The following is an 11,386-nucleotide window of genomic DNA, read 5'->3' on the forward strand; positions in this document are numbered from 1 at the left end:
CAGAGGCAAGTAGCCTGGCGGAACCCGTCCCTTGTAGCCCGGGGGAAGGATCAGGTACTTGCCGCCCTTACCCTTATCGAGGCCGGCGGGGCCGACATCTTCCAGCGGGTTTTGCCATCCGTCATCGATGCTTCCGGTAATAGTTCCTTCCCCTGCCGCAGGAATCTCCAGCACGACCGGTCCGTTGCGTGTGTCGTAGAAAGGCGTGAAGTAGATAGTGTCCGGATTGGGCGTGAGCGTCTGGTTTTTCCAGTTCAGCGGCCTGGACCAAAAAATGACCTGGTTGGGGCCGCCGCCCAAGCCAACGAAAGCGTCGAGCATGAGTTGGAAGTTGACGGCGGGCATGCCCCACACAAAGGCATCGACGGTTCGACGCTCGATATTCCGTTGAGCCAAATCCGCTTGCGCGGGCGTTCTACCCGTCCCCGTCGCATCGACGGCACTCGAGAGCCCTGGTGACAAAGCCACGGCAAGCGCGGCAACGAGGCAAGGCACGAGCGGACGCGTCTTCATGGGTGTCACCCTTTGGTTGCCGGTATCCCAAAGGATGCCGACTGGATACGGGGGCTGCATCCGTAGAAGCACGTTGGTGATCTAGGTAGATTTACCCCATGCCGTCATCGATACGAAGGCGTCCGCTTCCGACCGAGGCTGTGTAAAAACGCAAAGTGACCAGCGTAGATGTGCCTCCCACGCGAAATCTGATCGACGTGCAAATCGAGAGTGGGCCAGAATCGCATCCACACCGACAATTTTGATCAGAAGTTGCACAGTGGGAAATTCTGTTTTGCGTTTTTACACAGCCTCGACCCGTAGTGGACAGATTTGCCACAGCAAGGGGATAAAGATGGCAGGTGGCATGTACGGAAGGATGGCCTTCTATGTGGGAATACTTGCCGCTGCCGGCTACTCGTCTATGGCTTGGTACAGGGCTCATTCCATGAACGCAGCCTTCGACCAGGTCAGCGTCGGCGATACAGAAGCAAGCGCGTTGGTGATGCTTGGCGCTCCGTCAGTTCGCGAAGTACCTGGCAAACCATTTCTTAGATACGCGACTACGCCCTGTCAGAGCCCATGCGTAGAGAGGCTGTGGTTTGAAAATCGCTTGCTGTTGGACATCGAGGCGTGGTCGGTCGAGGTCGATGCCAGGCACACGATCGTTTCGAGAGCACACTGGGTTTCGGTGTAACGCATCTTCGGTCGCTGGGACATCTTGCAACACTCCCGCTGCTCGCGCAGTCTTTAGTGTGTTGCAACGACCGGCTGAATCCGCAGTCGAAAGCGGACAGTTCAGACCAGCTTCTCACGACGCCTTTTCCTGACCGTCCTTAGACCCATCGCCAAGGCAATCCCGGTGGTCATATGGATAACCCCAGCGTTCCCGTAGACGCTAGACCAACGGATCGACGGCGCCCTTCGGGTGGCATTGTTCCGCTGCCAGCAACGAATCTGCACCCCTCCGCTACGGTGTGGAAGCTGTCTTCAACCGTACCGGATATGCTCGCGCGCTGGATCCAGAGATTTCGATGCCATGTCGCAAGCGCCCTCATTGTTGATTGCCGATGATCACCCCATGTTTCGTGCGGCGGTGCAGCACGCCTTGCGCGAGATTCTGGTGGGAGGGCAGGCGATCGAGGCGGCCAGCCAGAGTGCGCTGGAAGCTGCGCTGGCCAAGACGACGGCGGTCGACTTGGTATTGCTCGATCTGAGCATGCCGGGTGCCATGGGGTTTTCATCATTGGTGCTGCTGCGTGGTGAGCGCCCGGCGTTGCCGGTGATCGTGATTTCAGCCAACGACCATCCGCGCACGGTGCGCCGCGCTCAACAGTTTGGCGCCGCCGGATTCGTGCCCAAGTCGGCCTCGGCGGAAACACTAGCCGATGCAGTACGCGAGGTCCTGGCCGGCGGCCAGTGGTTTCCAGCGCAGAAGGCTGCCCGCAGCGTAGAGGATGCAGCACTTGCCACACGGCTGGCCAGCCTGACGCCGCAGCAGTTGCGCGTCTTGCTGCTAGTGGCGGAGGGCCTGTTGAACAAGCAGATAGCTGATCAGCTTGGGTTGGCCGAAAATACGGTGAGGATCCATGTCACCGCAGTTCTGCACAAGCTTGAATGTCGCTCCCGTACACAGGCCGCGGTTATGCTGAAGTCGCTTGATCTGGATGAACCGTTGGACGACTGAATCGCGGGATTCATTTCGACCCGGCAGCAAGCAGCAGTTGCGTCATGAGTGCGCGCAGCGCTGCCGGTCGGACTGGCTTTGCAAGGAAATGCAGGCCCAACGCATCCAGTTGCCGGCGCGTTTGCTCGTCCTGCTGCGCTGACAGCACGATCACCGGCGGCTCGCTGCGCCAAAGCTCGCGCAGCGCCGGCAACAGATCTGGGCCAAGACTATCGCCCAACTGGTAATCGAGCAGCAGTAGCGCGGGGGCGGCCACATGCCCGGCGAGTGCCAGCGCCTGTTGCGAGCCATCGGCCACCGTCACCTGGCAGCCCCAGTGCTGCAGCAGTGCACGGGTGGCCTCACGCACTTGACCATCATCGTCGACGCACCATACAGAGATACCCTGCAGCGGCGAATCCTCATCGATATTGGCGGGCGTTTCGGCGACGGTCGTCGCGACCTGAGTGGGGTCGCCCAGCGGCACGCTGACCGAAAACACGCTGCCTCGACCTGGCCATGAGCGCAATCCGATCTGATGATCGAGCAGGCGCGCGATGCGATCGACGATCGACAGACCAAGCCCGGCACTGCGGTCATCGGGATGACGAGCATGATCGAGCCGCTGAAATTCCTCGAAGATAAGTTGCTGCCTCGCCGGGGGAATACCGCAGCCGGTATCCCATACCTCGATGCGTAGTGTCGCGCCCACCCGGCGGCAGCCCAGCAGCACGCGTCCGCGCGGTGTGTAGTGGATCGCGTTGGAGAGGAAGTTTTGCAGGATGCGCCGCAGCAGCAGAGGGTCAGTGCGTAGCACCGACCGGCTCGCCACCCAATGCAGGCTGAGCCCACGGGCCTGGGCCAGGATGCCGAACTGGCGGGCCAGTTCGGTCAACAGCGGCAGCATCTCGATGTCCTGCATCGTGACCGGCAACGCGCCGGCCTCCAGTCGCGAAATATCCAGCAGGCTAGCCAGCAGTTCGTCCTGGGCGGTCAGCGTACTTTCGATGTGCGCGACCAGTTCCTGTTCACTAGTCGTGATCAGGCGCCCGCGCAACACACCCACGAACATGCGTGCCGCGTTCAATGGCTGCAGCAGGTCGTGCACGGCCGCGGCGATGAAGCGGGTCTTGTCGCGATTGGCTCGTTCAGCCTCGGCTTTGGCGACGCGCAGATCGCGGGTGTTGGTTTCAATACGTTGTTCCAGCGTGTGGGTCAGCGTGCGCAGCTCGCGCGCGGCATCCTTGTACGCCGTGATGTCGGCGTAGCTGGTGACGAAGCCGCCACCAGGGAGCGGGTGGCCGCGGATCTCCAGTACGCTGTCATCGGTCCTTGCGCGTTCATACTCGTGCGGGCTGCCGCGGCGCAAATAATCCAGCCGCCGCTGGATCGCCTCTTCGACGTTGCCGGGCCCCAATAAGCCGCGTTGCGCGTTGTAGCGGAAAAGATCTTCGATCGGGCGTCCGGCGTGCAGTAAGTCGTCGGGATAGGCGAAAATCTCCGCATAACGCGTGTTCCACGCCACCAATCGCAGTTGCGCATCGACCACGCTAACGCCTTGTGGCATCTGCTGCAGCACGTTTGAGTGACCGCGTCCGGCTTGCAGTGCCGCTTGTACCAGGCTGTCCTGTTCGGAACGCAGTGCGCTGGCGTAATGCGAGACCAATCGCTCGATTTCTTCACGGCTGCGCTGGCGCAAGCGGGCCAGATGCCAGCGCTGCTTGAGAAACAGGCCGAGCAGGATCGCCGGCAGCCATCCGCCCAGCGTGATCAGCACAGCGTGATAGGTCGCCAATGTCGCCGGCTGAGTGCTCTGCAACAGGTGCAGTGTCCAGTGTTGTGCGGGTAGCCCCTTCGACTGCCACACCACCTCGTGCAATGGCGCTGCCACAGTGCGGACCCGCGCCAGTTGGCCACCACCGGCTAGCGGCCTGATCGACTGGAACTCCGCCGGCAGGAGCAAACGATCGCCGTATTGGCGTGTCGCGGTCACGGCCGCGGTGGTTGCGGGGTCCAGCGCATGCAGCGGACGATAATTCCAGGCGGACCGAGTGCTGAGGAACACGATGTCGTGCTCATCGCTGAGCAAGAGGGTGTCGTCGTTGTTGGTCCACTCCTTTTGCAAGGTGTCGAGGGTGATCTTGGCCACGATTACGCCGACTCGCTGCCCCCTGTCGTCATGCAGCGCCTCAGCGATGAAATAGCCGGCCACATCGGTGGTTACGCCGATGCCGTAGAAGGCACCGTGATCCTGCTGCATGGCCCGCTGGAAGTAAGGACGGAAGGTAAGGTCGCGTCCCACGCTGCTGGATGGCTCACGCCAGTTGCTCGCGGCTACCGTAACGCCATGACGATCGAAGAGCGTCAGCGTGGAGGCATGGGTGGCACCGTTGGCCTGTTCCAGTTTGCGATTCAGCAGCGCCACGTCGATAGCTTGCGTAGGACCGGCGAGCGAACTGTGCAATTCCGGATCCAGCGCTAGCACGGTAGGCAATACCTTGTAGCGGTCGATCAGGCGCTGCAGGGACAGCGCGCGTATCTGCAGCTGCTCGGCGGCCTGGGTCGACAACTGGTCCAGTGCGTGCTGTCGCGCAACCCAGCCGGTGGCGCAGGCGCTTACAACGATCAGCGTACCCAGTACGAGCCACGGGATGAAGCTGAGTTGGCGGTGCTGGATCATCGTGACGCTGTTTCTGAAGGCCGTATCGGTCGACGGCGCAACACGATCTTCGCACAGTCGTCGGGCATCTAGTCGGAATGTGCTATTCGGCCACCGGGCCGGTATGCGCTACAAGGATGCGCCGTCAGCGTGATCTGCCGGTCGCGTACCGTCTCGCATGATGGAAGTCATCGCAGACTCTTTCGTCAATCACCCGTGCAGCCCTATGTCCGATACGTCTTCAACATCCAGCCGTGCCAAGGCAATCTTTCGGGTCGCCAGCGGCAATTTCCTCGAGATGTACGACTTCATGGTGTATGGCTTCTACGCCAGTGCCATCGCAACGACTTTTTTTCCCTCCGGTAACGCGTTCGCCTCGCTGATGATGTCGTTGGCCACTTTCGGCGCGGGTTTCCTGATGCGACCGTTCGGCGCCATCGTGCTCGGTGCCTATATCGACCGCCACGGCCGCCGCCAAGGCTTGCTACTGACCCTGGGGCTGATGTCGGTCGGCATCTTACTGATCGCCTGCACGCCCGGTTACGCCACATTAGGAGCGCTGGCACCGCTGCTGGTGCTCGCGGGGCGTCTACTGCAGGGTTTTGCCGCCGGGGCGGAGTTGGGCGGTGTATCGGTGTATCTGGCGGAAATCGCCACTCCGGGGCGTCGTGGTTTCTACGTAAGCTGGCAGTCGGCCAGCCAGCAGCTAGCCGTGGTATTCGCGGCCACGCTGGGCGTCGCTTTGCACTATCAGTTCGGGGCGCAGGCGGTGGATACCTGGGCGTGGCGTATTCCCTTCCTGATCGGCTGCCTCATCGTGCCGGTGATGTTTCTGATTCGCCGTTCGCTGCAGGAATCGCCCGAGTTCGCGGCTCGTCGGCATCGCCCGAGCATCGACGAGATACTGCGCTCGATTACCGCCAATCGTCGCTTGATCGTCGCCGGCACGGGGTTGGTCATCATGACCACCGTATCGTTCTACCTGATCACCGCCTACACGCCAACCTATGGCAAGACAGCGCTGCACCTGAGCAACATGGACAGCCTGCTGGTGACGTGCTGCATTGGCTTGTCCAACTTCGTCTGGCTGCCGGTCATGGGAACACTATCGGACCGTCTCGGACGTCGCCCGCTGATGTTGGCGGCCACCGTACTGGCCATTGTCACGGCATGGCCCGCCTTGAACTGGCTGACACAGGCGCCCTCGTTCCTGCGACTGCTGATAGTCGGCGAGTGGTTGTCGCTGATCTATGGCATGTACAACGGCGCGATGGTGGTGGCACTGATCGAACTGATGCCACCCGTCGTGCGCACAACAGGTTTCTCGCTGGCGTACAGCCTGGCGACGGCGACCATGGGCGGTTTCACGCCTACGGTATGCACCTGGTTGATTCACGCCACTAGCAGCAATGCCGCGCCTGGCCTGTGGCTAACCCTGGCGGCTCTGATCGGCTTGGTTTGCACTTTCCTGGTGTACCGGCCGCCCTCGTTGGTAACCGAAATCGCTTGATCGGCAACTGCTGCCGTGCGTTTAGCCGGGATGTGCTATTCGGCCGCGCGCCGCATTGCGCTACAACTTTCTATCGCAGCGACTCAGTTGATCGATGCCGTTTTCATGTGGGTATGCCGAATAGTAATTTTGAATTGGGGGAACGGTGATTAACTTCGTGCGTCGTTGTAAATCGTTTCGCGTTGTTTGTCAGCTGGCCGCATTGGCACTCGGCGCTTAGCTTCTCACCAGCATGCCTGCCAGAGCCGACGACAGTGTCTCAAAGGCCGCTCAAAACACCGATTGTTCGAAGTACGACCAATATCGATTGCGCGGCTCGGAAGCACCGTTCATTACCATCTGCGACACGCTATCGCCGGAGATGGATGGACTGCGAAAAACGATGTATGCCAGCGGCTGGTTGATGCAAGACTACGGCTCGGTCACCGAGCAATATGATTTGCGCAATGCCGACAGCTCGGCTCGCCAAGCTTATGCCGGTCAGCGCCCCACCTTTATCGGCTCGAACAATTTCATACTCACCTACGATCTTTCGCGGGTGGGCGTTTTTGGACCTTATGCGCAGCTAGGCATGAAGGTGCAGTGGTACCAGAACAGCTACGTCAACAACGGTCTGCGCGCCACCTATGTCAAGCAACTCTCGATCGAGCAGGAATTCGACGAGCATCGGGTGCGCTTCGAGTACGGCATTTTCAATCTGAACTCGAAGTTCTACGGCAGCGTGCTCGGTACCAGTTCAGCCGCATCGGCACTAGGTCTAAGCAGGGTTCCGTCCCATATCCGGTGTTAGAGGGTCTAGGGCCTAGGCCACCTCAGATTATTTCGTCTGCCAGCCCGAAATGCCCAATGCGAGGGGCCACTGGGCTACGCCATTGACGGATATGCGCCACTGGCGTATGGTTCAGCCATGATCTTCATCGAGACACCGGTCTTCACTCGGCAAATCGTCGCCCTGGTAGATGGCGATGACTACGCCTAGTTCCAGCGCGAATTAGCGAATGACCCCGAGGCCGGGGATGTCATCCCTGGGACCGGCGGACTCAGAAAGATTCGCATGGCTGCCAAAGGCCATGGCAAACGGGGTGGCGCGCGCGTGATCTATTACTACTTCACGAGTGCATCGCAAATCGCCCTGCTGCTGGCGTATGCGAAAAATGAGGCCGAGGACCTGACTGCCGCGCAGAAGAAGGCTCTTAAGCAAGTGATCGAGCTGTAGAGATGACCATGGACAAAAAGCTATTCAATGAACTGCTGGAGAGCGTCAGCCAGATGGATGAAATCCGTCGAGGCGAACGGGCGCCTTCGCGCCAAACCTACGTGGCATCCGAGCAGGTGAAACGCATTCGTTCGCTAACCAAGCTTTCCCAGGCGAAGTTCGCGAAGGTGATTGATGTTGACCTTGGCACCCTTCAGAACTGGGAGCAGGGCCGGCGCAATCCGACCGGCCCGGCGCGCGCCCTGCTGCGTGCGATCGAGAAAGACCCGCGACATGTTCTCGCGGCGCTGGTCGACTAAATTAGCGGTGTACCAAATTGTTACACCGCCACGGAAAGCCTCACACGACAGAATGAAGCTTCGCGCGTCAATTGCCCTATAGGCCGAGGGTGCGCCATGGCGACTATTGAGTTACGCGACCTGCACTTGGTGAAGAAAGCCCTAGCCATTGCTGTGCTGGCCATTGAGAGGCAACGTGGCCCGTTGCAATCCGGGTCTGACCAGCACGACATGAAACTGCTGCTCGAACGCCTGGCCGGTGATGCCGAAATGGAACTCTACACCCGTGCAGCCTGGATTGCGGTCGCTGGCGAGCCACCACCCAAGCACTGATGACTGGCGCTAGTGTGCAGGCTGGCGTCGGTGCTCAGTTGACCTGGCGCTGCTGTGCAATCGGTCTGGCGCCCGTGTGCGAAGAGCGTGGCGTTTGGTGAGCAGTTCGTTAGCGTTTAGCACGATGATTTCAATGCCGGTGTGGGCAGAGATGGCGCGTTTGCCGCGTACGTAGCACGCGGGGCCGACATGTCGAATATTCGAAAGCTAATCACACACGAATAAACGCACATGTGGATACCTACCCGCACCGGACGCATGTCAGATGGCAATGAAGAGCCGCTCGCTTACTGGTTTTCAGAGGGTTTTACGGTATTTCGCACCAGCCACGCCATGTTGCAGTCGGGCGCATAGACCATTCAAGACTTCGCAAACGACTTCAATTCGCTCAGTACGAGCTACGACATGTCACCCGCCCGCCACATTGCCAATCGTGACGTCATGGCGGGCTTCTGGAGAAGCAAAGACGTGCAAGCTGTGCCATATCAGTGCGGCGCCATTCTTGCCTGGATGCTGGATGCTCGGCTGCGCAAACAGACAGGTGGCCAACGGGATATGCACGATGTGTTATTACGCATGCGCGATCGCTCTATCGAAAATCCTCGGCATGACGTTCGAACAAATCTGGTTCGTAGCTATGCCGAGGAAGGCGGTGGCCCAATAGACGATTGGCTCAACAGGTTCATCGACCAGGGCGAACAGATGGTCTTGCCCGTGGACCTGTTTTCTGGCTGCCTGAAGATGCTGGAGGAGAACAAGGCAGGTATCGGTCGTGTGCAGTCGGTGATGGTTGAGCCAGGATTGAGCGAGAGAAGTGCCGAAGCGTGTGTAGACCGACTAGGGCGATGAATCGGAGTCGATTCTGCCAGGCGTCTCCCGAAATTGTGGCTATGCTGACTAAGGTCAGCTTCATGCCCTGAGCCGTTCCGTCAACTATCGGATGAAGCCAGCCCGGCGAGCAAGGGCGAGCCACGACGTTGCAAGGCCCTAAGGTAGCGCGACTCGTCGCAGGGCGTATGGGACAGCCAGCAACGATGCAGGATGCGGATCCACTTGAAGGCCAACGCACGCACCGCGACCTGGTGCGGGCAGCCCTCGGCGCGTTGCTGGCGATAGAAGGCGCCGGCCCAGAAGGACTTGTTGATGGTCTGCGCGGCCCATTCCACGAAGGTCTGGCGCACGAAGGTCGGACACTGCCAACGCCAGTGCACCCAGCTTTTCTTACCGCTGCGCTCCGTCACCGGTGCCACGCCGGAATAGCGCTGTAGTTGCTCTGCGGTGGCGAAGCGTTCGCGTTGGTCACCGAAGGCGGCCAACAGCCGTGGCGTCAGGATCGGCCCACTGCCGGGCAAGGCTTCGAAGAGCGCGTAGTCGGGAAGCGTGGGAGCGAGCACGGCGATCTCTTCGTCGAACCGTTCGATGGCCTGCAGCGCCACCTGCAACTGCTCGACCAGGGCCTCAGCCAGCAGCTGATGCGTGGTGATCACGGCCGGATCCTCGGTCAACGGTATGGCTGTGCGGATCGCCTGCACGCGATCAGCAATGACCGTGGCAAAGCGCACGTTGTGGGCACGAAAGAACGTCTCAAGCGTGGCCTTGTGCGCCCGCTTGGCCTGCTTGAGCGTGGGCCAACGTCGCAAAAAATCAAAGAACACCACGGTATCGTGCTGCTCAAACCAGTCGAGCAGCTGGGGGTAATACTGCTTGAGCGTGTTGCCCAGTCGATTGACCAGGCGCTTCTTGTCGTCGACCAGCAGTCGTACCTCAGTCCCCCCCTTGTCGGCATCCAGCGCGCCGGCCGCCACTTCATGCAGCAAGGGCTTCCAGACGTGGAACCGCGCGTGGTCAACCAATGTGATTGAGACGCCGCCAGCCGATTTATGCTGGCGAAAATGCTTGCCAAGACGGGTGACCAGCTCGATGCCTCCCGCACCGCCGCCGCCGACGACGATGCGGTGCGGGCGGCCCTGGCTTGAATTCGATCTGTCTGACACGCGATGAACTCCTCGAAGGCTTTGATGGGCTATGCCGCGGCTGAAATTCAGGGCTTGTAGACCTTCGATGCCATGTAGGCTTGCAGATCGTCCGGGCGGGAAACGCCGGCCAAATCCTGATCGAAAATGAACTGCACCACGTCGTGGGCTACCGCCAAGGAGGTTGCGAACAGGTTGGACTGAGGCGGATAGATGCGTCCCTGATCGAGATCAAGCTGCGTGACCTGTCTGGCCAGCGAGCGCGCGGCGGTAATGACCATGTCATCGGTGACGCGACGCGCTTCCGTGGCATAAATCGCCATGCCCAACGCGGGGAAGATATAGACGTTGTTGCCTTGTCCAGGGCTGAAAAACTGGCGGTTATAAACCACCGGAGCAAACGGGCTGCCGCTGGCGAACACAGCGCGGCCATCCGACCATTGGTAAGCCTCTTCAGCCGTGCATTCCGAATGCGACGTGGGGTTGGAGAACGGGAAGATGATCGGGCGTTCGTTCACACGCGACATTGCTTCGATCACGCCTTGATGGAAGGCCTGGCCAGCACCGCTTACACCGATGATGGCCGTCGGACGCAGCGTTTCGATAGCGGCGGCGAAGTCAGTGATCGGAGCATGGCGATGTGCGAAGGGTTTCTGGAATTCGGCCAGATCCGCGCGCTCATCTTGGATCAGCCCTTTGACATCAAACAGCCAGCTTGCTGCGCGCGCCTCGGCCTCGGGGACGCCTTCTTGCATCATGGCCCTGGTCAGCAAACCCGCGATACCCGTGGCCGCTGTACCACCGCCGAGGAACAAAAAGCGCTGGTTCTGCAGGCTTCCGCCAGTGATGCGAAGTGCCCCAAGGATGCCAGCCAGCGCTACGCCGGCCGTACCCTGAATGTCATCGTTGAAGCAGCAGACGCGGTCGCGGTAGCGTGCCAGGATGGGCGAGGCGTTATTGAAGGCAAAGTCTTCGAATTGGATGCAGGTGCGCGGGAACACGTCCTGGACGGCGGTGACAAATTCCTCGATGAAATCGTCGTATGCCTTGCCGGTCACACGGCGCTGGCGCAAGCCAAGATACAACTCATCGTTCAACAGCTCTTCGTTATTGGTGCCAACGTCAAGCGTGATCGGCAAGGTCAGTTCTGGTGGCACTCCGGCGCAAGCGGTATACAGTGCGAGCTTGCCGATCGGGATGCCCATGCCGTTCACACCCAGATCGCCCAGACCCAGAATGCGCTCGCCGTCGGTGACCAC

At 60.2% G+C, this 11,386-nt stretch carries 11 protein-coding genes; 7 read left to right on the top strand and 4 right to left on the bottom strand.

Features of this window, described 5'->3' with window-relative positions:
• On the bottom strand, window positions 1–513 hold a 513-nt coding region (locus VFG49_RS12875), incomplete at its 3' end, for a DUF1254 domain-containing protein (RefSeq protein WP_324861091.1).
• Between the two features lie 1,018 nt (window positions 514–1,531).
• Between VFG49_RS12875 and VFG49_RS12880 the strand changes: the two genes are divergently transcribed.
• Window positions 1,532–2,179, top strand: coding sequence for a response regulator transcription factor (locus tag VFG49_RS12880; RefSeq protein ID WP_324861093.1), 648 nt, complete (start codon window positions 1,532–1,534; stop codon window positions 2,177–2,179).
• Between the two features lie 10 nt (window positions 2,180–2,189).
• Here the strand turns inward: VFG49_RS12880 and VFG49_RS12885 are convergent, their stop codons facing one another.
• A complete protein-coding gene (locus VFG49_RS12885) occupies window positions 2,190–4,838 on the bottom strand; it encodes a PAS-domain containing protein (protein WP_324861095.1) in 2,649 nt (882 codons plus the stop codon).
• A 205-nt stretch (window positions 4,839–5,043) separates the two neighbouring features.
• On the opposite strand from VFG49_RS12885, the gene VFG49_RS12890 reads away from it, so the two are divergent.
• The 6 genes from VFG49_RS12890 (at window position 5,044) to VFG49_RS12915 (ending at window position 9,003) form a co-directional block, all read left to right on the top strand.
• Window positions 5,044–6,327 (top strand): MFS transporter, encoded by a 1,284-nt coding sequence (locus VFG49_RS12890; RefSeq protein WP_324861097.1) that lies wholly within the window; start codon window positions 5,044–5,046, stop codon window positions 6,325–6,327.
• A 232-nt stretch (window positions 6,328–6,559) separates the two neighbouring features.
• On the top strand, window positions 6,560–7,117 hold the full coding sequence (locus tag VFG49_RS12895; RefSeq protein ID WP_324861099.1) for a hypothetical protein: 558 nt from the start codon (window positions 6,560–6,562) through the stop codon (window positions 7,115–7,117).
• Window positions 7,118–7,348: 231 nt separating this feature from the next.
• Window positions 7,349–7,543 carry a type II toxin-antitoxin system RelE/ParE family toxin gene (locus tag VFG49_RS12900; RefSeq protein WP_324861108.1) on the top strand — a complete coding sequence of 65 codons (195 nt, stop codon included), beginning with the start codon at window positions 7,349–7,351 and terminating at the stop codon, window positions 7,541–7,543.
• Window positions 7,544–7,545: 2 nt separating this feature from the next.
• Entirely contained in the window at window positions 7,546–7,842 is a 297-nt protein-coding gene (gene nadS / locus VFG49_RS12905; protein WP_343215351.1) for a NadS family protein, read from the top strand.
• Window positions 7,843–7,938: 96 nt separating this feature from the next.
• A complete protein-coding gene (locus VFG49_RS12910) occupies window positions 7,939–8,154 on the top strand; it encodes a hypothetical protein (RefSeq protein WP_324861100.1) in 216 nt (71 codons plus the stop codon).
• 405 nt (window positions 8,155–8,559) lie between these two features.
• On the top strand, window positions 8,560–9,003 hold the full coding sequence (locus tag VFG49_RS12915) for a hypothetical protein (RefSeq protein WP_324861102.1): 444 nt from the start codon (window positions 8,560–8,562) through the stop codon (window positions 9,001–9,003).
• Window positions 9,004–9,083: 80 nt separating this feature from the next.
• Here VFG49_RS12915 and VFG49_RS12920 read toward each other — a convergent pair whose 3' ends face one another.
• The gene (locus tag VFG49_RS12920) at window positions 9,084–10,148 is read right to left on the bottom strand and encodes a transposase (RefSeq protein WP_324861104.1); all 1,065 of its coding nucleotides are present in this window, start codon (window positions 10,146–10,148) and stop codon (window positions 9,084–9,086) included.
• A gap of 47 nt (window positions 10,149–10,195) precedes the next feature.
• Window positions 10,196–11,386, bottom strand: a 1,191-nt coding sequence (gene maeA, locus VFG49_RS12925) for an oxaloacetate-decarboxylating malate dehydrogenase (protein ID WP_324861106.1), incomplete at its 5' end; no start/stop codon positions are given.

It is taken from the genome of Dyella sp. (genome assembly GCF_035685885.1).
In the GTDB taxonomy this organism is placed as follows: domain Bacteria; phylum Pseudomonadota; class Gammaproteobacteria; order Xanthomonadales; family Rhodanobacteraceae; genus Dyella.